Origin of the sequence: Haloarcula sp. Atlit-7R, from assembly GCF_003666065.1 — an archaeon.
Classification (GTDB): Archaea; Halobacteriota; Halobacteria; order Halobacteriales; family Haloarculaceae; genus Haloarcula; species Haloarcula taiwanensis.
In genome coordinates this window covers 23994-46480 of sequence record NZ_QXIK01000016.1, presented here as the reverse complement: position 1 = coordinate 46480, position 22487 = coordinate 23994, and the positions used below count along the sequence as shown (strand labels likewise).

The following is a 22487-nucleotide window of genomic DNA, read 5'->3' as shown; positions in this document are numbered from 1 at the left end:
ATTGGAGGGCTACTCGTAGTCACAGTCTCCACTCCCTGCGTCGTCGTGTGTGACGCTTTCTATGACACCCTCGTGTATTTCTGCTAAGGATAGCTGTAGACGAAGGATGTGAGACGAGATAATCGGTTGCGTCAACTGGCAGTTGTATTAGATATACATAACCGTCAGTTAGAGATTTGTTGCTACCATCGCCGATCTTGGTACTTGTTAATACGCTCATGAGATACTCGTCCAAATCAAACGGGCTGAAAGGAGTACGTATGGGACAGAATGTGCGGAATGGTTAGGGTTGCCGGAGTGCTACTAGGTCGGATGGAATCTCGGGCAGATACACAACGGTCGATGGCACCAGATGGATCTAGGAGCGATGATCTACTTGGATATCCAAATACCATTGAGGATGTGTCGACAGGCGCGTCTATTACGTTCCTTGAAAACAGTGTCGACGAACAAGGCGCGTACTTGCTGATGGAAGGTGTTCTTCCACCGGGAATAGACAGTGGGCCCGCCCGTCTTCACCCGAGGGCGGAGGCTCACTCGGAAGTCGTAACGGGTCGAGCAAGCGTAACGGTACGCGGCGAAATCCACACTTTGCTTCCTGGCGAGTCGCTGACTATCGAGATTGGCGAGGCCCATAGTATCCGGAACAGCGGCACCGACACGCTTGTCGTTCGGACGATGCTACGCCCGCCAGGCGAATTCGAAGCCGCGATTCGGGCGCTCTATGAAGCCAGTGCAGGCGGGGAGCCGGACTTACTCGCGGTGGCGGCGGTGCTATCCCACTACCGGGCGGACGTGCGTCTCACGGTGGTCCCCTGGTGGCTGCAGCGCCCCCTCTTGAGCGTGCTCGCCAGGATCTCGACAGTGCTCGGTCAGAATCCGATCAGGTAGTCCACAGCCCAGATACACCCGGTGTGCTGTGGACGATCTTGTTTCTCGACTGTCGGGCGAGACGGCGAGCTCGTCTGAGTCGTCTGTACAGGGATGAGGACAGTCTGATTAACGAGTAGCGGCACCTGCGGCACCCTTATTTCCTCAGATAGCTATTATATACCCAGTGATACAAAATGGCATCGTCTACTAACCAAGCAGTCGAGAGTATTGAGCGGCCGGCCGATGTGAGTCGGTGGAACTACCTGCGGGTCGGTGGTTTGGCAGCGCTCACCGAGGCGGCAATCTACGTGGCCGGCATTATGTACTTCCTCGTGGTTCTCGACTTTACGAACGGTACCGGGCCACTCCAGCAAGTCGAACTGTTCGTGGCGAACCAGACGAGTCTGTACGCGATGAACCTACTCATCTACGTGGTCTTCGGCGTCGTTCTGGTAGCGCTCGTCTTGGCACTTCACGCGCGCCTTAAGAACAACGCACCGATGCTGATGGGGGCAACGACCGCGTTCGGACTGATCTGGGCCGGGCTCGTCATCGCCAGTGGAATGGTCGCCAACATCGCTACGGGCGTTGTCGTAGATCTGTACGGCACGGACCCGACCCAAGCGACGACGGTCTGGCTAGCGGTCAGTCCCGTCATCGACGGGCTCGGTGGCGGCAACGAGATCATCGGCGGTATCTGGACCCTCCTCGTGAGCGTGGTCGCACTACGGGCACGGGCACTACACCGGGCGGTGAACTACGTCGGTCTCGTGGTCGGTACGGCAGGCATCCTCTCGGCGATTCCAGCACTCGGTGAGATCGGCGGTGCCATCTTCGGGCTTACCCAGATTGTCTGGTTTGTCGCTCTCGGCGTCCTCCTGTTACGCGCGGGACGCCGTGAGGCGTCCGCATACCTTCGTGAGGAGTGAGTCGACCGATTGTGGTGTGAGACCAACACGGACGAGGCGCTGAATACATACTCTAAGCCTTGTTTAGACGCATTCGAATGGTGGAGTCAGGAGCTATTACGGCTGAACGAAATTCGATAGTGAGCACCTCACGGTACGGTTTCATACATCGAGCACACAGTGTGAGAACCGATTCCTGCTGCGTCTAAACAGGGCCCATACTCTATATTCAACACGGCTCCGACGAACTATCAACAACCGAGGATTTCAACAAGGCCGACTAGGGTTATAGACGCGCAGGGTCTTTGGTGATCCATGGACCCACTATTCTTCGACTCTCGTAACGAGTTCCGCACCTGGTTGGAAGGGCACCACGACACGAAAAAAGATCTGTGGGTCGGCTACTACAAGACCGACGCCGAGAGATCTGGTATCGGGTATGGGGAGTCGGTTGAGGAAGCGCTCTGCTTCGGATGGATCGACGGTCTGGTCAAGGGCATCGACGACGAGACGTACACCCGTCGGTTTACGCCCAGAAGCTCCGACAGCAAGTGGTCGAAGGCGAACAAGGAGCGGGTCGCAGCGATGATCAAGGCGGGGAAGATGACCCTGGCCGGAATGGAACTCGTCGACGCGGCGAAGGAGTCGGGCGAGTGGGCGGCTGCCTATCGGCTCGGCGACGATCAAGAAATTCCGGCCGAACTTGAGGCGGCGCTGCGTGAGAACGAGACCGCTTGGGAGAACTTCCAGGACTGCTCGAACACGGACCAGCACGCATTCATCACGGCCGTTGAGGAGGCTAAGACGGACGAGACCAAGCAAAAGCGCATCAAACGAACAGTCGAACTCGCGGCGCAGGATCTCCGAGCATACGACGAAAACAACAAGCGACGGCTGTGATGTGGCCGTTTCAGAGGTAACAGTTCTCAAGAAAACTCGCTTTTCGAGTTCTCTCCCGTCACATCGCCGACGAAGTTACGGTATTGCTCATCGAGAATGTTCGTGCAGTACGCGCCCTGTAGTGACCGCTCTGCTCTGTCCCTTCCAGCTCCTCTAATATCAATATACTAATGTTTAACCCCTCAGGGCCCCTATGGAACTGTGGACCAACACCATGAGTAATAACGAAAACAACGAGACGAGCGCCCGACGACTATTCAAGGAAGTCTGGCAGGACCACAACTACCAGGCGACAGACGAACTCGTAGCCAAGGACTACGTCCTTCACGACCGGTCGATGCCGCAGGGTACCGAGTGGGCCAGTGGCCCCGATGGGTACCGACTGATGGCCGAGATGTGGCACGGATTCTTCGATGGTCCTGTGGAGCTCGACCAGCTGCTCCCGGCGGGGGAGTTCGTTGTCCTCCGCTGGAGCCAGACCGGAAAGCTCGTCGGCGAGATGGGGTCCATCAAGCCGACAGATGAGGAGGTGACCATTACCGGAATCGAAATCAACCGCTTCAAGGACGGCAAGATCGCCGAAACGTGGCAGGAGACCGGCATGATTCCAATGCTCACGCAGATCGGAGTGATCCCGGAGGATCTGTTCGCCCCGAAGATGCCGGCAGAGAACTGATCCTCGGTCCAGTGCTCTCGATGACTGGCAACCGAAAATTCGGAGCGTTCAATCTAACGGCCGACCGTGAGGATCTGGCGTTCGTGACAGAGCTGCTTGAATCCGGTGACCTCACCCCCGTTATCGATAGACGATACGAACTGCGTGAAGTTCCCGAGGCTATCCGATATGTCGAGGACGGTCGCGCGAAGGGAAAGGTCGTAATCACATCGGAAGAGACCATCTGAACTGTGCGGCCCCGGGGAGGGAATCTGAGATTCGGCACTTCTGTCTTTGTTCCAAAGAGGTACGACTCACTTATTGGAGATGTCGTTTCCAGCGACTGGTAATGCCACCAACTCAGGAATCTCGTCGAGATGTCTTTCGACGGATTGCCCAACGACCACACACTAACTGGCCAGTGTACGATTCGACGCCGTTGTATGAGCGAGATTCGCCTGACGGACTGGCGTCAGATATTCGGACAGTTTCACAGGCTTGGTTCAAACACGATGCTCATGACTCTGTTGAGGAATTCGCCTGTGCACTCCCGCTGGCGTATTTCAGACTCGATGCGCACGACCGCTATGCACGCTCGACACGCTACGAGATGGACACCCTCTTTCGTATGTTCGTCCTGAAGGAACTCCACGGGTGGGAGCACGAGACAGCACTCCTCGAGTACCTCGATAGCCACCCCGAACTCTGCGGACGTCTAGAGTTGGGGACGGTGCCCGATCAATCGACACTCTGGCGCAGTTGGAACGAGCGCTTCACGCGAGAGCTGCGTGAGACGGTCCGGAAGGCGGCTCGAACGATTCTCATCAAGGCGGAGGATGCGGGTGTCGCTGTCCCGCGCGAACCGGAACGAAGCCTCCCGCCTCGAAGCGACAACGCTGACGAATCAGGTCCAGACAACCGGGCTATCCTCGACAACGCTGGGACGATTACTGAGCACGTTAGTCGAGCTGTCTTCCCAGCGTTCTCGTTAGATCGCGGAGACGGTTGTGAGATTCACGAGAACGCTTACTGGGGCTTACAGACCTACCTGGGACTCCGTGAGAATCTAGCCGCCAACGAGGGTGCTCGCAGTTTCATTCACGAGTCAACACGAGAGCGGACACCCCTTGGGCACGCTCATCGCGACCACATCCGAGACCTCTCTATCCCGGAGATTCGCGAGATGTACCGCCAAGCGGTTCGGCAGCTCATCGACGAGGTCGCAGAGACTGAGGAGTTCTTCCGCGCAGGGATCGTCGCGATCGACATCACCGAGGACGACCCCTTCACGGGCGATAGGACAGGCCACGAGGACGAAATTATCGGGACGAAAGAGAACACCGACGAGTATGCCTATCAGTGGGCGACAGTCCAGTTCGTCGGGAACGCTGTTCCACTTGTGCTTGATGCGCGCCCCGTCCGGATGGGGGAGACACGACTGGAAATCGTCGAGGACTTGCTTGATTCGGCTGAGAACCTCGTTCATGTCGATAACGTGCTGATGGATCGAGAGTTCGATAGCCAGCATGTTCTGGAGATGATCAGCCAGCGCGGGCTCTCCTACGTCGCGCCCAAGCGGATGCAGACCAGCGAGAAAGCGCAGGCGAAGCGATTGCTCCAGCGCGACCAGGACCGATACGAGACCGACCGGAAGCTCCACCTCGGCAAGAATGAGTGGCACGAGACGACGCTAATCTACCGTCAGAAAGAGGATTCCGAGCACGACGATCATCGGCAGTACTCGGTGTTCATGACGAATTGCGGGAGTGGTCACCTCACTGAATACGGGTATCGGTGGGAGATCGAGAGCGGCTACAGGTCGATAAAACGGTTCATGGCGGCGACGACATCGAAGGATTTTGGGCTTCGCTTCTTCTACTTCGCCTTCGCCTGTCTGCTGTACTCTATCTGGCGAGCAGTCGATTTGCTGGTACAGGTCGAGTTGACCGGTGAATATGAACATTCGCCGATCGTGACGGCCGACAACACGCTTACGCTGTTGAAGAAGGAAACCGGAATCGGATAGCGAGGATCTCTACCCATGGTAGCGCGGCGTCCGAGTGGCTACACTACCCGCGGTCTTGGAAGGACTCCAAATTAGTTGTCCATCCAACAATAATGCCCGGTCAGAAAGCAATCTGAATCAGTTTCTGCTCATCTATTCGTCTGAAACCACGCATCACAGTCCCGCTAAACCCGTTGTAGTCTCAACTTCCCACATTTCTCGTAGATGGGGGAGCTACAAACGAGAATAGCGACTTGTCCAAATTAGTCAGATGGTTTTAGCCCAGAAATAAAAACGGATACAGAAACTCACCAGATAGTGTTAATAAATTAACTGCATTTTAGGAAAATAACGGAAAACCGCGATAGCTGCTGCTCAAGAATATGCAAGCTGAAGAATCAAATCTACGGGCTACCCGATTTCGCGGAGGTACGAACCTAACGCTCTGACGAAGGTTCGGAAGCCGATCTCTGGCGGTGAGCGAATCTCTCTATCTTTCCCCACTTTGATGAGATAGTCCGTCAACCGCCAGAGGTTATAGAGCAGCGCCGTCAGCACGAAGTTAGTAAAGCGAACCCGATAATCCATCGAGGAGGTTCGGGGCAGCAGTGCCTCGATGGACTTGTACTGGTTCTCGATGTCCCATCGACGGCTGTACTGATTCACGACGGAATTGATCTCGTCAGGGGCGACATGATCTTGGTTCGTGACATAGACGCCATAATTACCGTCAGCGTCGTCATCATCGACTGGGGCATAGATGAATTCTGCCGTGTGGTGAACCTTACCATCTACCCCCATCGGAACATCGTGTTTAACGCCAGCGTCGACCCCGTCGGTCGTCTTGATATCGTCGATGGACTGCAGTTCATCCGTGTATTTCGGAACCGGCGAAAGGTACGTCAGCCCCCGGTCCTCGACAGCTGCATAGACCTCTTTGCTGTAGAAACCCCGGTCGAACATCACCGCGTCTAAGTCCACATACTGCTGGGCGCTATCTAACAGCCGTGAAACAAGGCTTGCTTTCGAATAAGATGAGGCATCGTCTTTCTCCCAATTGGAATTTTCTTTGACTGGCTCAACACCGAGGATGATCGGAGCCATATCACCAACCAGGGTGATGGTGGCGTACTTGAATCCGCGTTTGTACTCGTCGTCCTTCTTGTAGCCGCTCGCCATTCGCGGGAAGGCCGTGTTGATAATCCCTCGCTCCTTGTCCTCCCACGGCGAGGTCCAGATTCGCTCATACGTGATATCGATAGCAGCGACCTTCTCACGGTCATCGAACGGGGTATCTCCACGAATCGAGTTGATGATATTCTCTGATGCACTATCGAACGCGCTCATCAACTCATCACGCATTCGGTCGATGGCTGGCATCCGATCATCGTCGAGGAGGTCGTCAATCGTGAGCTGTGCATCCTCGTCTGTGGGTGTCGCAAACTGCTTGAGTACGCGGAGGATTGTCGACCCATCGGCAGTCAGCTCATCGTCGGTGAGCCAGCCATATTCTCCCTCGGAATGAGCACTCCCCTTGTGTTCACTGATACGTGCGACCATATCGAGAATGGCCTCGTCGTCGTAGGTCATGTTCAGTGCTCGCCCACTCTCAAATTCAGGGAAGGCGTGTTTTCGAGCGAGTCGAATCGTCCTAGTGGCCTTCTGTTTCGTATATTCGGCCTCACTCTCGTTTTCGTCGGCCTCGTCTTTTGGGTCACTGGGAACAACCGCATCGGGAATAATCCCCTGTTCATTGGCTTCAAGCGCGATTCCAGTCGCGGCAGACCGTATGATTTGCCGTGAATCTGGACTGAACTTCTTCCAGATGTCCGAGATGGTCTGTTGTCGCGGTGGATACTCGAGACCGAATCCTTTGAGAAGCGAGGGCCGATTCTTCAACCGAACAGCTAACTCACTTTGCGACAACTCTCGGATTTCCTTGTAGAGAAACGCTCGGGCCATCGCTTCCGTCGTGAAATCTGAGCGGCCCTGTTTGCGGTGGTCTGTAAGTATAGATGTAGGAATCGAGACGTGCTTCAAGACTCCCCAGAGGTGATTTGCTTCCTCACAGACGGCGCTCGCGCTCATCACAATCGCTTGTGACGCCGCCGGGGAATCTTTGGAAGCCATCTGTTTACTCACCTAATTTTACTTTAATTCGAATCAAATATCTCGGAGTGTGGTTTCCGAATTCTCTGGCTGAAAAGAGGAGAAGTGATATAATAAGAGGTACAGCGTCAGATAATGTGCGAATAGATTTGGTGAGTGAATAGATCCAATTTAGGAATTAATTTGAACTAAGAATAGGTTGGGACTATAACTTACCTCGTCAGCTACGTCATCCCAATGGGGTTTGACAAGATAGACGAGTTTCTTCGGAAGAAGGGTGCCGTTGAGGTTATCGTCGAGATCGGATCTGGGAGTGCCACCTACCAGAATATCAACGAAGCAGTGCTGGCGAGTTCGTCAACAGTATCGAACCGCTTGAACGAAGCAGTCCAAAATGAATTGATTGAAGTAACACATCGACCGACAGATTACGGAACCCAGAAACGATATACTCTGACCGATTCAGGAAAACGCATCTACGACTGGGTTTTGGATATCGATCTTGAAAAGAAAATCCGCGAACTTCGTCGGGTCCAACGCGACCGCGATAACAAAATGGACCAGCTACTCGATTACGTCAACAGAGATACGGTCTTGTTGAAAACATACTCTGGACCAGAACGTCGCCTGTCCGACGAAGAACTAAAACGGATGTCTGACCACCATCATTCGGGTGAAACAGCGCCAGATGAGATGTGGGAACAACGACGCCATGACAATCTCCATGCCGCTCTTATCCGCCGAGACTCAGATAAAGATGACTCTTAGTTAATTCCGTCCAATCACTACCTGTCTGGTGGATTTAGATTCTTCATCCGGAAATCTGATTGAGCAACGTATTCACCTGCTAGTACCGCAATCTCACGAGTACGGCGAATATCTGCAAGATTGTGACAGAGCAGCGCCTCCCAGTCTCTGCTCTCGAAGGCGTCGACGGCCTCGCTACTCTCGTCGAATGGGTCGCACGTTTCGCCACCGATGAGGTGGTCGTAGACACCGACGAGATCGCGGACGTCGTCGGTATTGAATCGGTCAACGATATCGAACATATCTGCGTAGGCCATGTCGGGGAATGGCCACGCAACGTCGTTGCTCACACACGCAGTCCGAAGGAATGGGAGGTCAAAGCCGCCTTTCCACGTCTCTCCATTGAACGCTGTGAGATAGTGTCTATCTCCGTCAAGATGTCTGTCGCCTATTTTCCGAAGTGCCTCCAAGAGGTCCTGCTCAGTATGACAAACAGCCAAGTCGAGATGTTGTCCTGAGTGGACCTCCATCGCTTGATTGAGTTCGGTGTGATCAACACGTTGTCCGTCTGTGTTCACAATGAGGAATTCACCGAGCTGATGGGCCAGACCAGCGACAGTGATGATCGAATCTGAGTCAAACCCACTCGTTTCGATGTCGAACGCAACTGGTTCCAAATCGCCCATAGAGGAAAGTGCCCTATTAGGAATATAGAATTGACCGGGTGGTTTCCGAAAAGTGGTCGCTGACTATCTAATTATTGAAACCAAGCAAGAAACTGATATGTGCTCATACCGTATCGAAGACATTGAAACGGGGGAGAAGCTACCGATTGTATTTTACCGCCACCGTGAATCCGCCCCAGCAAATGAGTAAGTATTGGACACGTCAGTATGAGTCAATGGTTTCGTCTTCCGGACCGTGCCGACCGTACTCCGCATGGTAGTTCTGAACAAACTCAATCGTCTCATCTGGCATCCCGTACAACTCACCGAGAACCTCGTCTGCTTCCTCAATAATCGGCTTCTGGCGTTCGTAATTCTTGAACGTCTCACTGTCCGGGTCGAATCCATCCTGCATCGTCTCCCACAACCGGTCGGAAATATCTTCAATTTCATCGCTCCGCTCTTCTAATGCGTCCAGGTCCGGGAGTGGGAACGCACGCACCTCACCGAGATTCAAGTGGAACATATCTCCATACACACACCAATATGTGTAGAATATCGAGGACGAGATGCCGAGGAACGCTGCACGGGCTTCAAGCTCCGTTTCGAAGTAGAACGGTTTTACCTCACGTGCAGAGTACAGCTCTTCTCGCATCGGATTCACGAAGTAGTCACCACCCTCGCGCCGCCAAATCACGTGACCAGTGTCGGTATCCACTTCCCGGTTTTGAATCAAATTCTTGTCTGGCTGGTCCTTCAGCGTCTGCAACACAGTTTCAACGTGCTCCAGACCGATCTTCGGAATCGCTATGTGTTTCCCGTCACCACCAATTCCGCCTTTCCGGAGCGTGTAACCTCCGATTGCCCGGTCAGAGATGTCGCGGAACCGCCTGTCCCGGTCCATATCGTTATCAAACCGGATGAACTCGCTCGTCCGGATATTCCCCTCTGACTCCTTGTCCTTCTGCCCAGATATGATACTAACACGAACCTCGGCTCCGCTGAAGACCTTCGACGGGCGCTTCCCGAACGCAGCGACACGAGTAGTATCCAGATAATCCCGCCACACGTCCTGCATGTCACTCATTTGTGCCTTGTAGAGGAGTTTCGCCGTGGTGACGTTCCCGAACGACCCATCATCCGTTAACAGTTGCAGTTGTCGCTCGACGAACGGAGCAGCGATGTCGGAATCAGCCATCGTGTACGTCGCCGTCAACACATCTTCCGACTCACCCATAATGTCACCATACGGCGGATTTCCGAGAATTAAATCGAAGTGAATCGTGTGTTCCGTCCCGTCGCTCTCGGCTACTTCGGGGAATTCAACAGGCCAGTGGAACGGTCGGCCGAGAATGTCCTCAATGTCAATCTGGAGCGGCTGCCGATTCACTTCGGTAAATTCAAAGTGTAAGTCAAGCACATCTTGGAGTTTCTCGCCAAGCACCTCTTTGACCGTTCCGTCGATGTCCCGGCGTTTCAAATCAGATTCAACGTTCTGCACATCCAGCCGACCAGACTTCTTGTAGACACTGAATCCGGCGTCTTCCAACACGCCTTCGTCATCGTCGGTGAACGCGTCTCGGTCATCACGGCGAACTTGGATGGATTCAATCGCCGGGTACAGCGTCCCCCCATCGATTGTACCAACGACGCGATTCCACTCATCAACCGCCGAAATGTCCGTCTCAACGGTGTGATTCAACCGCTCTAGGAACGCTGTGTCGACTTGCGGCTGAATCTCATCCTGATAAAACGCATCAATGTCTCGCGGGTCGCCCTCATCTTCGAATTTGTACTGTTTACGCATCTGAGCGTACTGCTCTACGTTTTCCGACCAGATCCCCATCGACTCCACCAAGCCTTTAATTGGAAGCCCAATGAGCGAGTTCCCGTCGTTGATGTTCACGTCGATGTTTGGAAGCTTCCCGAATTCAGGCCGCCAGCTGTTTCCTTCAACGATTTTCAGCCAGATACGGAGCTTTGCGATCTCTGTGGCGACCGGGTCAACGTCCACGCCGTACACGGTGTGGAGTGCGAGTTGTTTCTTCCTGTCGTACTTGGTCTCAGGGTCTGGATCATCGCCACGGTTCAGCCCGCGCATCAGTGATTCCTGTGCGCGGTAAATCTCGTCCATCCCGCTCGTGAGGAAGTGTCCACTGCCACACGCTGGGTCGAGCAGCGTCAAGTCGCTAAGGTTCTCAAGCGCGGCTTCAATCGCTTCCGGTGTTCCGTACAGGCCTTCACCGTTCTCGATGCGCCGCAGAATCTCAGACAACTCTTTCTCCTGCATGTTCGAGCGGATGAACTCGGCTTCCTCGTCATCGCTCACAGTCGCATCGACAAACGCATCGATAAGCTCCGCTTTGATTTTCGGATCGACAGCCCGTCGAATCACTAAATCCGTCACATCGTTCGGCGTGTAGTATGCCCCGATGTCTTTCTGTGTTCGCTCCTGTTCGATGTGATTAATCGTCTTCTCGAACACCGATCCAAGTACCCGTGGATCGAACCCTTCACCATTCAATTCCAATTCGCTGCCCTCAATCAAGTCCGAGATGACCGTCGGCAAGATACGGTCAACGACCGTGAATTCGTACTCTCGCTCAACGTTTTCCCGGAACAATCCACCGTTCAGGTATTCAACGTCGCTGAACCACGTGTCTTCGTCACGGTACTTCGGGTCTCTCTCTCCTTTCGGGACGTTCAGCAGTTTGTAGAACAGCGGTTTGATTTGTGATTCGTACAGATTACCTGCGAACTTTGATTGTTGCTCTTCGTATTCTCCGACTCGTTCACGCAGGAATCCGTCTTCGAGCACTCCCCGTGTTTCGAGGAATTTGACGAACAGCAGACGATTCATTAGCGTGATAGCGAATAACCGTTCGTCGCGTTCCGGCGTACCGGTTGGGGACCGGATATCATCCATCAGTGACGTGTCGTAATCGTACTCGTCGGATTCTCCGAACAAGAGTTCGATGTAGAGTTCGTAGAACTCGTCGACATCCCGTTTTCGCTCGTCCCGGATTTCTCGCGGCGCAGTATCTGCTAGCAGCGGTTCGAGATTATCGACCGCGAATACATCCACAAATTCGGTGATGATATCATCTACGTTGGCGGGTTCGGATATAGCGGCGCTGCCGAGTATACCGGCATCGCGGGCCAGCGTAATAAGCACAGGGCGAAGGTTAACGTGTGCTACTTCCGGGTATTCGGTGATGTCGCCGCCTAACTCGATTTTGTAAATCTTCCATTCGATACCGTCAGTAATAATACCGTAGTCGGCGTCAATGGATTTCCGATCCAAATAGTCCTTAATTTCTGTTTCAGCTTCATCGACATTGTTGACGGGTTTATTCTCCCCGATTACGTCAACGGATAGGCCGGTAAGGGCAAAATCGGGCCAGACGACACGGTCACCAGCTTCACCGTACGGTTGTTCTTCGTATTCAAGCCCAAGTCCGTCTAGTAATTCGTAGATGAGATGGTTCTCAGTGAATGTTTCAGGCCGCTGTCCTAGATCGGCACTGGTAAGAGATTTGTTCCCGGCGAGCGTGTCTTCTACGTCATGCGTTGTACTTAGCCGCGTGTTTAGCTCTGTAATAAAATCTGAAAGAACTGATTTTGTTGTAGAGTGTGTAGATCCCGACATTGGATTATATACGTGCCGTCTCAATCAAGGGATAAAACTCCTCTGTGTCCCGGATGTCGAAGGAGTATCATATTGTCTTAAATAATAAACGAATGCTTCAACACATCTGATAAGGATCAAAAACGGACTCCTCGTGTACCATAGAATCACTGTACCGATTAGCGTGGGAATGAATAGCTCATACATAACCAACTGCATCTTCTCCGTTAGGAGGCGAGTTTTCAGTCAGGCTTGCGGGCTATACGACCGTCCTTTTGTATTTCCTGATGCGACGACGAGATTGTATTGTTCTAGCTTAGAAAGGTAGTTCCTCATAGTTCGTCGCGTTTTTGCAGAGTCGACTTCAGTACAGTACTGTTCGTAGAGGTCGCCACCACTGATTTTCCCACTGTCGGTGATGATATCGTAGAGAATCTGCTGGTGCTCGGTGAGCTTGTCTGTCGTCTTCTGTCGGATTTCCGAATTTGCTTCCGGAACTGCCTCTCGAATTAATTCAGCTGTGATTTGGTCATACTCTCGCTGGGATGCCATCCTGGTCGCGTTACGAAGGATACCGATAGCAGCACGAGCATCGCCAGCAGCGTGGTCCGCAATCAGTTCCATCTCGCCCTGCTCGAGTGCGTCTGGCCTGAGTCCCCACCGCGCCCGATCCTCGATGATCGACACCAACTCAGCCAAGTCGTAGTTGTTGAACCGAATACGGGGGCAGTTCTGGAGACGGCTATACAGCCGTTCATCAAGCAAACTGAACACGTCTTCCTCGCGGTTCGCAATGAGAATCATTGTGAGATGAGGAATCCGATGGAGTTCGTAGAGGATTTTCTTATCTTGGAGCTGGTCGACCTCGTCGAGAATCACTACGTAGTGTGCGCCGTCGTACTCGCGTAGCCGCTCTAACAGTTCGTCTTTCGGGGTTGACTGACGGTGGATGTCCCACGTCTCGTTGATTCCGTCGAGAATCCGGTAGAGCGTCTTGAATCGGCTGTAATCCTCCCAGCAGTTAACGTATTGGTAGTTCAGGTCGACAACGTTCTCGCGGAGTTGCTTGACGGTGTATTTGGCGATGCAGGTCTTCCCAGCCCCAGACGGCCCGTACAGGAACGATGGCTCCGGGCGTCCCTCGGTCATAATCGGACGCAGTGTGTCGGAGAGGTGGCTCACCTCGGCAGACCGGTGTTTCACCTCCCGAGGGATGAACTCGGGCTGTAACACGCGAGCGTTGGTAATCATATGGAGTGATTCGGCAACCATTCGGATAAACGGAAGGGTGCGGTTTCCGAATCTTCCGAGAATCGCTCTCTACCGTCACCTCAGCGCCCTCAGAACAGACTTATCAGAAACCTTTTGATTTGTAGAAATTCACCTACCGAAGCTCTGAACTTCCCGAAAGCCGAAAACATATAGCAACATATGATATACGAAATCATATTATCCTCCAAAACGACCATTCCAGGGCCTCAAGTGGCCAAATTCGAACGATTCTCGCCTGACTTCAAGTGCTTACGTTTACTCCAATAAACGTAAGCACTTTTTTCAATTTGGCCGCCCTCCCCCAACGCGAACAAGATGTCTCGGCCCAGAACCCCGGGTAGACCCCATCAAATCGCCCGAACACTTCTGTCGGGTCCAGTACAGCGTTTTACTGCCCTACCTGGAGTGACGTACTGATGCCATCCGATCCAGAGACGGGCTCCGACGATACTGAGACGGATGCCACCGCAATCGCCTCCGTGGTCGAGGACTATCTGCTCGACAAGGGAAAAGGGCGGGACGGCGAGAGTGGGAACTATCGACGACACGCGGAGCGTGAAATCGATCGGTTCCTGGATTTTCTCTCCGACCGACCTGGGTCTCCTACAACCTTCGAGAAGCTGTCTGTCGCTGACCTCCGTGAGTACGCCCGATACCTATCCCGGCAAGGTTGGGCGGAAGGCACTGTCAAGAACTACTACGCGCACGTATCAGGCTTCCTCGGATGGGCATCTCGTGAAGGACACCTCCCAGCGAATCCTGCACAGCGCACGCGTGCGAAGGAACCACTCCCTGAAGATACGGGACGAAAATCGGGTGAGCAACAGGCGTGGTCCCCTAAACACCGGGAACAGTTGCTTTCACATGTAGACGAACGGGCTCGCGGGGCAGTTGAGGCTATCAGTGATGACCCGCAAGCGGCAATCAAAGCCTGCCGAAACCGAGCATTGGTCAATCTACTCTGCTTTTCAGGAGTTCGCGGTGCTGAGATCCTAGCCGACGCCGACGACGACCGGAGAGGTCGTGATGGGCTCCGGTGGTCAGATCTCTCGCTTGCGGATAATAGTCTTCAGGTGCTCGCGAAGAAGCAACGCTGGGATGACCGAGCGCTTCCAGCACCCGCTGTCCCGTCTTTGAAACGGTTGCAGCAGGTTCTGGACCCACCATCTGAAGATTGGCCTGTCTTCCCGTCGCTCTCGTATGCAACGCTCGTTCAGGACTTCTCTAATAGTTTATTGGAGAGAGGGTACGATACCGAAGAAATAGAAGAAATACGCCTTGAAAAGGTCTCTGAAGGGAATCTCTCGATGATAGAACTCTGTACCGAGCACGGGGTAGCACCCTCCGCGATGACGACGCATGGCGGTCGCGACGTTATGAAGCGTCTCACTGATCGGGCCGGCATCGAATTAGACGACGATACCCACGGATATCTCGCACCGCATGGGGCTCGTAGAGCCGCTGGTGAAGTGATGGTCCGGAAATACGGACATGGCGAAGCTGCTCGGCTGCTCGATAACTCTGAACAGGTTGTTCGAGAGCACTACTCACATATCGAAGCCGGAGAGCTCGCCGATCTCGCTGCTGAAGCCTTCGAAGAAGCTCCACAATCCGATAAGCAAGATTCTGAAGAGTAAACCCTGCCCCCTCTATGTCCCAAAGAAATCATCCATATAACCCAGTGAGTCTGTGATTACACGGTTCAGCTGAATTACTTGGATTATCCAAGTTATCCAAGCAATCCGAGTTATGTAGGTTATTCATATGTTGCCTATTCTCCAGTGCTCACCCACATACGTATTATCCGGATAATCCATATTTCCAAAGTTCTCTTAGAACGTTGAACACTCCGTAAATACTGTGTCTGACATAATTTTATAAGATTGGCTGTCACAGAGATAATGTAGATAACACGGATGAGTTGGATAAGTCAAATAATACGGACAACCCACATAATGCGAACAATCCATGACATTTAGAGTTGCAATTTCGATGCAGAAGGGTGGCGTTGGCAAGTCGACTACCAGTATCAATACCGCAGGGGCACTAAATGCCAGAGGCCACGATGTGCTCGTCGTTGACGCCGACCCACAAGGGGGTACAACACTCAAAATGGGGCTTCGAGAGGAGTACCGGTCTGCTGAGTTTGCGTTGTTTGACGTCCTCAGCGATATGGGCGACCTCACGTATGATGATCTAGACCGCTTAATTATCGACTCTGCAGAATTCGATATCGTTCCAAGCCACCTAAAGAACTTCAACCTCGAAAAATACCTATACTCAGAAGCTGGTGGTCACGAATCTCTTCGACAGGCCGTAGATAGGCTGGACACAGATTACGACTTCATCGTCATCGACAGTCCGCCAAACCTCGGTCCACTTTCTGACGGGGCTCTAATAGCAGCTGAAAATGTGCTGTTTCCGAGTCACCCCAATACGATTGCGCGAGACAGTCTCGAAATTCTGTTCGAGGAGATAGATACAATCGAGGCGAAATTCGACCAGTATAGTATCACGACGCTCGGGGCCGTACTCAATGAGGTTCCGTCCCAAGGCAATGTAGCCCGTGAGGTCGAGGAGTGGTTCTTCGAGACCTTCGGTGAGGACCATGTCTTCGATGTTCCCGAACGCGATGTCGTCGAACACGCGATAGAATATCGGACATCAATATTCGAGTACGACCCTGAAGATGCCGGATATCCCTGGGATGACGGCCCTCAACAGGATGTAATCACAGCATACGACCGTATCGCTGATCACCTGGAGCAATACGAATGAGTGACGATAATCCCCTGATGGACAGGTTTGAGGAGCACAAGCCAGAGAGTAGCGATGAAGGAAAGGAATCACCCACCGACGATGAAGCAACATCTTCGGATAATGTAGATAATCTGGAAAATACGACAGAGACTGAAACGGAAGAGGCAGTAGAGTCACAATCTGAGGGAAGCAAATCAGCGAGCAAGACATCAAGCACTTCTGACTCATCCACTGGCGATACTAGGCGCTCTCGGCCCCACACTGCAATTTACATTTCAGAAGATTTGGTTGAGGAGGTAAACGAGCGGTACCGGAAAATCAACGGCCAGTTGATGATCGAAGGCAAAGAAGAGATTGAAAAGCACAAGCACTTTTTTGAGGGTCTGATCAAAGCGGGTCTGGATCATGACGAACTTGAGGAAATCGTTCTACGTCAGCGTGAGGACTGAGTTTATACACAATCCACTGCGGTTCATATCCAAACCACAGTTACCGCAGGAGTTGCTCCGAACCAGCGTCGACATATATTTCTCTCATATTGTCGACCGACAGCAAAAGTCGTGACTGCGACAAACCAAGGCAGTTCCGCTACTGGGCACCTAGTAATAGAATATGTTCCTGCGTTCGGTCAGGCTTGCTGCAAAGACAACCGACAACTCTAACCCGTGTTTGCATTTCGAGACCGTAAATTGAAATACTGAGACGCTATACTACCTACCATTGCATGTGGGTCGACGAATTAGGAGATGATGCCCCAGGTCAGTTGGTCACCTACGGCCGCCGGTCATACTACAAGCCGGACCCGTTACCACCGTCTCGCGGACTCAGCCTCGATGATGATTTCTACGAGATGCTCTCGGAGGCGACCTTCTGGCTGGGGCAACTGAGTGGCATCAGCCGCATGGTCGATTTCCCAGCGGTATTGTACACTTCCTTGCTCCGAAAGGAGGCCATGGAATCGGCCGAAATCGAGGGAGCCGATATTGACTTCAACGCTCTGTATAGCTACGAGACACAGGCCGTCGACGCCGATTCCACACCGGATTCTTGGTCTTCCAGTACGGATACCACGAAGGACATCTATGAAGTCCTCAATTACGAACGGGCCCTTGAGCACGGGATAGATACGCTCGACTCGGAAGAGGAGTTGTCCATCGATTTGCTACATAGACTCCATGAGCAATTGCTGACAGGGGTGCCAGACGACCGCGTCGATACCGATACCATTGGCGCGTTCAAGACGACACCCAACCATATCGGCGACTATCTGCCGCCGGTACCCGATGCAGTGGATGGCGCCATGGAGGCATTGCTCACCTACTATCGAACCGGAGGTCGCTATCACCCGCTGACCGATATCGCACTGTTTCACTATCAGTTCGAGACGATCCATCCCTACGGCGACGGCAATGGACGGTTAGGACGACTGCTCGTTACGTTGCAACTACACGACAACGGCTATCTAGAGCGGCCTACGCTCTATCTGAGCGAGTATTTCAATCGTAACAAGCAGACCTATATCGACCGGATGGTCCAAGTACGAAAGACCGGCGACTGGGAGTCGTGGCTATCGTTTTTCATTACAGGCGTGCGACACCAAGCAGAGGAATCCGTTATTCGGACAGTCGGACTCGATTCACTACGCCAGCAGTACGAGACCGAGTACGGTGACTCTGCATACACGGCGGACCAACTGGCGTGTTGGCTCTTCGAACAGCCCTATGTGACTGCCCGTATGGTCGCCGAACAGTTCAATGTGGAACACTCGACAGCCTACCGGGCCATCGAGACGCTCCAAGAGCAGGGTGTTCTTGAGGAAGTGACGGGACAGCAACGCAACCGTGAGTTCCGGGCGACAGAGATATTTGAGATCCTCGAACGGCCGCCAGAGACGTACTGAGTCATGTCGACTCACCGTGTTCGGCTTCGGCTTGCCGGCCGTGTCATGTGGTGATTTCACACACCACTATTTCCGCTGAAATATCACGGGACTGCTTCTGGTAACCGTGTTGGGATCTCCAGTTGCACCACAGCCTCCGCTCATGGTGCCGTCTGGGGTGTTATGGGTCATGGCTTGGCCTACGTCAGGTGGGGTAATGAGTTTGGATGAATGTTAACCAACACGGTGGGTTCAAGCGGCTCAATGTTGGTTAATTTGCTTCTATCCCTCTCTGACTCGGTCCAAGGACTATGTCATCGAATAATTCCCGCCACGGTGGAGACGATCGACAGCTCGATGGTTAGGAAAATTTGAACACCGATTGAGACTCCTCTGGGCTAACTCTGAATAGCGTCCTCAAGCACATGCGCTTCAATTTCACCCGCAAGATACTGCTCCCCCAGTTCAGTGATTTCATAATACGATGACTGGGACTTCCTTACTAATCCTGCTTCCAGAAGTTTTCGAAGCCGTTTGGAAACCCAACCACGCGTGTAGTCAAGGTTTGCAGCGATGACTGCTGGCGATAGCATAAGGCCAGATTCCTCCAAGAGAGAGAGGATGCGGTCATCAGTCTGGTTCATCCACGATACACGGGGGCGCACAACCGCTCAGTCTATACCACATAAAAAATGGGTGCTGACTATCATCCAATCAAGCCCGGAATAGGGTTTGATACAACCCTAAACGACGTTCTAATGCTACTCCGGATCATATCATCAATTTGAGGGCATGCCATGGATAACACTGAATCAGTACAAGATGCAGCGACAGAAATCGAGTCCAGATTATCGGCATTACTGCACGCACTCCGAGCCTTGCGGCGACGCCGAGTTGTCCGACTTTTAGATAGCAGTCTAAGTGAAGATGTTGTCTCGACACGTTGGCTCGCACGACAAGTAGCCGGAACAGAAAATGAAACTGCGCCAGTGCACGCAACGAGCAAACAATACAAGAACGTGTATAATGCACTGTCTCAAACTCACCTGCCAACTCTCAGTAACGCAAACATCATTGTCTATGACCCCCAGCGACAAGAGGTCAGATCAGGACCAGCACTAAGACTTGCAGTATTACTTCTAGACATCACTGAGCCGACGATAGAAGTCTTCTATACGTAATGTAGACGGGTGAGAAGCAGCCGTACATTCTCCAATCGGCCATTGACTATAGATGCACCTCTCAAATTGGAACCAGAATGGCGACCGATAATCCAGCCCAGTCGGATGCTGTGTTCACGGAGTGCGAAGAGAAATGCGTCAATGAACCGCTGGAGAAAATTACAGCTGAGCAGTTTGATGAGTGGTATCAGAATCGGGAGTACCGACAGAATATTCGTGACGGCAAGCCGTATTTCAATGGTCCGAGCTCAATTCCACCAGCAGAACGCCACAGCCCAAGTAAACTCCTCCAGTGTCACCGGAAAGTCTACTACAGACAAGAGAATGCGCCTGAAGAGCAGGACGATGCAGAAGGTATTCTCTGGACTGGACGGCGCATCGAAGAAGACGTAATCCTTCCATTCTTGCAGGACGTCGTCAGGACTGACCAGACTTACGTGCAGAACTCGATGTGGATTGATTTCCACGTCGAGATGGAGGACAAGGACCTTCGAATCAAAGGCGTAACAGACCCAGTGCTCGTCGACGAAGAGAGCAACCCACTGTTGCCGACCGAAGTGAAGACCACGTCGTCGATAGAATATAAGAACTCACCAGATAGACGTCATCGCGCTCAATTGCATGCGTATCTAGCAGGACTCTCAAAAAAGCATGATCGAAGCCTGACTGAGGGCGTTCTGATCTACGTCTCGCGTGAGACATTCGAAATGAAGGCCTTCCGCGTGGAATTCGACGCCGAATTTTGGAACGAGACGGTACTGTCGTGGGTTAATGCGCACACGGAATATCGTCTTGATGATGAACTTCCACCAGCTCAGCCAGAAGCCGACTGGGAGTGTGAGTACTGCTCATATCGTGAGCGTTGTGGAAAAGGAGACACACCATACGCGGACATGGGCCCGTTGGGCCTTCTTCAGAATGTCAACTCGTATCCTCGAAACAAGGTTCGCGAGTATCTTGAAGCGCATGATGGAGCGACGTTGACACCGACACTCGCAGAAAAATTCCCGGACTTGGTAGATGAATATGGTGTCCAATCGTGGGAGTGTCCGAACTGTTTGAAATCCTTCGAGAGAAAAGAGCTTCCAGGAGAACTCGGCCCAGACCGTCGCCCTCTGTGCCCACACTGCGCACAGTCAGAGACACTCACGGAGTTACGTCTGTCTGCAGGTGCTGACAGAGGGGTCTAAATGGAGAATATTGCTCCCCCTCGTACAAGTGGCGGGATTGATGGAGAAGACACACCCAAACCAGATGAAGACTTGCAGGCAGCGATTTACGCTCGAACCTCGTCGAATAGTCAGCGGTACGGATATTCGATCGACGAACAGGTGCGGCGATGTTGGAAATTCTGCGAAAACGCCTCCTGGGACATCGTTTTCGTATTTTCTGACGAGGCAGAGTCTGGTCGTGATACCGAACGGCCCGAATTTCAGTCGATGCTTAAGCAAGCCCGGAATAACTTCTTCGATGTCGTCGTTTTCTGGAAACTGGATCGTTTCTGTCGCTCACTCGTTGATCTCGTCAAAACCGAGGAAGAACTCGACGAGCTGGGAGTTGGTCTTCACAGCGTCACCGAATTCCTGGATACGACCAATCCGGTTGGTCGGTTCAATTTCAGGAATCTCGCATCGGCCGCCGAGCTGGAGTCCGACCTGACCAGTCAGCGAGTTAAATTGGGTATGTACGGACTCGCCCGCGAACGGAAATGGCCAAACGACCATCCTCCACTGGGGTACACAAAAAACGATGACGGGACTCTTCGCATTGACGAGAAAGAAAGAGAGTTAGTCCGTTTGATATTTGACCTATATATCCAAGAGCACTCGATGCCACAGGTGGCCTTCTTGCTCAACCAACGCAATAAGACGACCAACCGCGGTGATTCGTGGTGTCGTCAATCGGTGGGCAAAGTGCTGCGGAACGAACTGTATATTGGGCATTACCAGATCGCGGACTTCGAAGCGAACGTCGAAGAGTACAGAATTCTGCCCGACAGGGTGTTCGAGGAAGCGACGAAAGCCAGATTCCGATTCAAACATGCACAGACAGAGATGGATAGTTCCCGGAAAGAGTCGAAGGCAGGCCGTATTGTCGACGAATACCGGGCGTATCGGGATGGTGGTTCCTCTTGAAAGATCCAGTCTCATCGACTAGGTGTCCGATTTGCGGAGCCTCGGCAGTTGAAACAATCAACGACGACGATTTACTCTGTTCAGAATGTAGCTTCGTCGTTACCGGTCCCGAGAAAATAGTAGACGGGCGTGAGAAGGAACACTCCCGGTCCCAGTCATCTCCTGCATCTGAAACCATTACCGAAGAATGGAAGGACCATGTAGACGTTCGCGATTCGTCAGACCGTATTCTGGTTGAGATCATCGGGACCGCAGAGGATTTCGTTCGAACTCTCGGAGGGGACACCGACATCTGTATCAAGACAGTCGAGATACTTGCCGAAGCTTGGCAAGGCCGGTACTTTCAGGGTCGCAGTGTTTCGGTTGGAATAGCGGCAGTCATCTACGCGAGCTTTCGACGACAGAAGTCTCCACGGCCTCTTGGGATCGTGGCTGAAACGTGCGAGATATCAGAACAGCAACTTCGAACGGGATATCGTGCGCTCAGAACGGACTACAACATTCACAGTGAAATCACGCCACCCGCATTATATCTCCCGTTTCTGAGATGTCAACTCGGTTTGGACGAAGCAGTGGAACAACGGGCCAGAAAGTTGCTATCATCAGAAACGGGAGTAACTGGTAGTCCGACAAGCATCGCTGCGGCCTCGATCTATCTCGCAGTCAAAGAACAGAGCCAGTCAGTTACGTTAGCCGAGACGGGGGCTGCTTGTGGAGTGTCAAAGGAGACAGTCTGGAAGAAAACTCAGGAAATTACAGATTGACAATAT

The 22487-nt window shown here is 52.7% G+C and carries 19 protein-coding genes; 14 read left to right on the top strand and 5 right to left on the bottom strand.

What is annotated here, in order from left to right; all coding sequences use genetic code 11:
• The first annotated feature begins 342 nt into the window (after positions 1-342).
• The 6 genes from D3D01_RS19915 to D3D01_RS19890 all read left to right on the top strand — a co-directional run bounded on the left by D3D01_RS19915 (position 343) and on the right by D3D01_RS19890 (position 5362).
• Complete coding sequence (locus D3D01_RS19915; protein WP_158600524.1) at positions 343-891, top strand: cupin domain-containing protein; 549 nt, start codon at positions 343-345, stop codon at positions 889-891.
• 176 nt (positions 892-1067) lie between these two features.
• Complete coding sequence (locus D3D01_RS19910; RefSeq protein WP_199725508.1) at positions 1068-1802, top strand: DUF4386 family protein; 735 nt, start codon at positions 1068-1070, stop codon at positions 1800-1802.
• Positions 1803-2096: 294 nt separating this feature from the next.
• On the top strand, positions 2097-2681 hold the full coding sequence (locus D3D01_RS19905; RefSeq protein ID WP_233563515.1) for a YdeI family protein: 585 nt from the start codon (positions 2097-2099) through the stop codon (positions 2679-2681).
• A 214-nt stretch (positions 2682-2895) separates the two neighbouring features.
• The gene (locus tag D3D01_RS19900; RefSeq protein ID WP_158600522.1) at positions 2896-3357 is read left to right on the top strand and encodes an ester cyclase; all 462 of its coding nucleotides are present in this window, start codon (positions 2896-2898) and stop codon (positions 3355-3357) included.
• Between the two features lie 20 nt (positions 3358-3377).
• On the top strand, positions 3378-3584 hold the full coding sequence (locus tag D3D01_RS19895; protein ID WP_147439957.1) for a zinc-binding dehydrogenase: 207 nt from the start codon (positions 3378-3380) through the stop codon (positions 3582-3584).
• 101 nt (positions 3585-3685) lie between these two features.
• Complete coding sequence (locus tag D3D01_RS19890) at positions 3686-5362, top strand: transposase (protein ID WP_121513477.1); 1677 nt, start codon at positions 3686-3688, stop codon at positions 5360-5362.
• Positions 5363-5752: 390 nt separating this feature from the next.
• On the opposite strand, the gene D3D01_RS19885 is transcribed toward D3D01_RS19890, so the two are convergent.
• Positions 5753-7471 carry a transposase gene (locus D3D01_RS19885; RefSeq protein ID WP_121513476.1) on the bottom strand — a complete coding sequence of 573 codons (1719 nt, stop codon included), beginning with the start codon at positions 7469-7471 and terminating at the stop codon, positions 5753-5755.
• Positions 7472-7687: 216 nt separating this feature from the next.
• On the opposite strand from D3D01_RS19885, the gene D3D01_RS19880 reads away from it, so the two are divergent.
• Positions 7688-8218 (top strand): hypothetical protein, encoded by a 531-nt coding sequence (locus D3D01_RS19880; RefSeq protein ID WP_121513475.1) that lies wholly within the window; start codon positions 7688-7690, stop codon positions 8216-8218.
• Positions 8219-8235: 17 nt separating this feature from the next.
• On the opposite strand, the gene D3D01_RS24660 is transcribed toward D3D01_RS19880, so the two are convergent.
• The 3 genes from D3D01_RS24660 to D3D01_RS19865 all read right to left on the bottom strand — a co-directional run bounded on the left by D3D01_RS24660 (position 8236) and on the right by D3D01_RS19865 (position 13741).
• Complete coding sequence (locus D3D01_RS24660; protein ID WP_121513474.1) at positions 8236-8883, bottom strand: hypothetical protein; 648 nt, start codon at positions 8881-8883, stop codon at positions 8236-8238.
• A 202-nt stretch (positions 8884-9085) separates the two neighbouring features.
• A complete protein-coding gene (locus tag D3D01_RS19870; protein ID WP_199725507.1) occupies positions 9086-12166 on the bottom strand; it encodes an Eco57I restriction-modification methylase domain-containing protein in 3081 nt (1026 codons plus the stop codon).
• A 570-nt stretch (positions 12167-12736) separates the two neighbouring features.
• On the bottom strand, positions 12737-13741 hold the full coding sequence (locus D3D01_RS19865) for a Cdc6/Cdc18 family protein (RefSeq protein WP_121513472.1): 1005 nt from the start codon (positions 13739-13741) through the stop codon (positions 12737-12739).
• A gap of 437 nt (positions 13742-14178) precedes the next feature.
• On the opposite strand from D3D01_RS19865, the gene D3D01_RS19860 reads away from it, so the two are divergent.
• The 4 genes from D3D01_RS19860 to D3D01_RS19850 all read left to right on the top strand — a co-directional run bounded on the left by D3D01_RS19860 (position 14179) and on the right by D3D01_RS19850 (position 18422).
• Positions 14179-15399: a phage integrase SAM-like domain-containing protein gene (locus tag D3D01_RS19860; protein ID WP_121513471.1), complete on the top strand. Its 1221-nt coding sequence runs from the start codon at positions 14179-14181 to the stop codon at positions 15397-15399.
• A 331-nt stretch (positions 15400-15730) separates the two neighbouring features.
• The gene (locus D3D01_RS19855) at positions 15731-16540 is read left to right on the top strand and encodes a ParA family protein (RefSeq protein ID WP_304999833.1); all 810 of its coding nucleotides are present in this window, start codon (positions 15731-15733) and stop codon (positions 16538-16540) included.
• Positions 16537-16971: a hypothetical protein gene (locus D3D01_RS23555; RefSeq protein WP_147439956.1), complete on the top strand. Its 435-nt coding sequence runs from the start codon at positions 16537-16539 to the stop codon at positions 16969-16971. Before D3D01_RS19855 ends, D3D01_RS23555 begins: the two co-directional genes overlap by 4 nt.
• A 275-nt stretch (positions 16972-17246) precedes the next feature.
• Positions 17247-18422: a Fic family protein gene (locus tag D3D01_RS19850; RefSeq protein WP_121513469.1), complete on the top strand. Its 1176-nt coding sequence runs from the start codon at positions 17247-17249 to the stop codon at positions 18420-18422.
• 377 nt (positions 18423-18799) lie between these two features.
• On the opposite strand, the gene D3D01_RS19845 is transcribed toward D3D01_RS19850, so the two are convergent.
• A complete protein-coding gene (locus D3D01_RS19845) occupies positions 18800-19045 on the bottom strand; it encodes a winged helix-turn-helix domain-containing protein (RefSeq protein ID WP_199725506.1) in 246 nt (81 codons plus the stop codon).
• 614 nt (positions 19046-19659) lie between these two features.
• On the opposite strand from D3D01_RS19845, the gene D3D01_RS19835 reads away from it, so the two are divergent.
• Genes D3D01_RS19835 through D3D01_RS19825 form a run of 3 tightly spaced genes read left to right on the top strand, consistent with a single transcriptional unit; the run spans position 19660 to position 22481 of the window.
• Positions 19660-20772, top strand: a complete 1113-nt coding sequence (locus D3D01_RS19835; RefSeq protein ID WP_121513466.1) for a PD-(D/E)XK nuclease family protein — start codon at positions 19660-19662, stop codon at positions 20770-20772.
• The gene (locus tag D3D01_RS19830) at positions 20773-21717 is read left to right on the top strand and encodes a recombinase family protein (RefSeq protein WP_121513465.1); all 945 of its coding nucleotides are present in this window, start codon (positions 20773-20775) and stop codon (positions 21715-21717) included.
• Positions 21714-22481, top strand: coding sequence for a hypothetical protein (locus D3D01_RS19825; protein ID WP_158600520.1), 768 nt, complete (start codon positions 21714-21716; stop codon positions 22479-22481). Before D3D01_RS19830 ends, D3D01_RS19825 begins: the two co-directional genes overlap by 4 nt.
• Positions 22482-22487 lie beyond the last annotated feature (6 nt).

Bases quoted from the DNA above. Each gene is read 5' to 3' on its own strand.
- D3D01_RS19880 (WP_121513475.1), top strand. From the start codon at position 7,688: ATGGGGTTTGACAAGATAGACGAGTTTCTTCGGAAGAAGGGTGCCGTT.
- D3D01_RS19890 (WP_121513477.1), top strand. From the start codon at position 3,686: ATGCCACCAACTCAGGAATCTCGTCGAGATGTCTTTCGACGGATTGCC.
- D3D01_RS19855 (WP_304999833.1), top strand. From the start codon at position 15,731: ATGACATTTAGAGTTGCAATTTCGATGCAGAAGGGTGGCGTTGGCAAG.
- D3D01_RS24660 (WP_121513474.1), bottom strand. From the start codon at position 8,883: ATGGGCGATTTGGAACCAGTTGCGTTCGACATCGAAACGAGTGGGTTT.
- D3D01_RS19830 (WP_121513465.1), top strand. From the start codon at position 20,773: ATGGAGAATATTGCTCCCCCTCGTACAAGTGGCGGGATTGATGGAGAA.
- D3D01_RS19915 (WP_158600524.1), top strand. From the start codon at position 343: ATGGCACCAGATGGATCTAGGAGCGATGATCTACTTGGATATCCAAAT.
- D3D01_RS19845 (WP_199725506.1), bottom strand. From the start codon at position 19,045: ATGAACCAGACTGATGACCGCATCCTCTCTCTCTTGGAGGAATCTGGC.
- D3D01_RS19850 (WP_121513469.1), top strand. From the start codon at position 17,247: ATGTGGGTCGACGAATTAGGAGATGATGCCCCAGGTCAGTTGGTCACC.
- D3D01_RS19905 (WP_233563515.1), top strand. From the start codon at position 2,097: ATGGACCCACTATTCTTCGACTCTCGTAACGAGTTCCGCACCTGGTTG.
- D3D01_RS19860 (WP_121513471.1), top strand. From the start codon at position 14,179: ATGCCATCCGATCCAGAGACGGGCTCCGACGATACTGAGACGGATGCC.
- D3D01_RS19895 (WP_147439957.1), top strand. From the start codon at position 3,378: ATGACTGGCAACCGAAAATTCGGAGCGTTCAATCTAACGGCCGACCGT.
- D3D01_RS19900 (WP_158600522.1), top strand. From the start codon at position 2,896: ATGAGTAATAACGAAAACAACGAGACGAGCGCCCGACGACTATTCAAG.
- D3D01_RS19865 (WP_121513472.1), bottom strand. From the start codon at position 13,741: ATGATTACCAACGCTCGCGTGTTACAGCCCGAGTTCATCCCTCGGGAG.
- D3D01_RS19835 (WP_121513466.1), top strand. From the start codon at position 19,660: ATGGCGACCGATAATCCAGCCCAGTCGGATGCTGTGTTCACGGAGTGC.
- D3D01_RS19910 (WP_199725508.1), top strand. From the start codon at position 1,068: ATGGCATCGTCTACTAACCAAGCAGTCGAGAGTATTGAGCGGCCGGCC.
- D3D01_RS19885 (WP_121513476.1), bottom strand. From the start codon at position 7,471: ATGGCTTCCAAAGATTCCCCGGCGGCGTCACAAGCGATTGTGATGAGC.
- D3D01_RS23555 (WP_147439956.1), top strand. From the start codon at position 16,537: ATGAGTGACGATAATCCCCTGATGGACAGGTTTGAGGAGCACAAGCCA.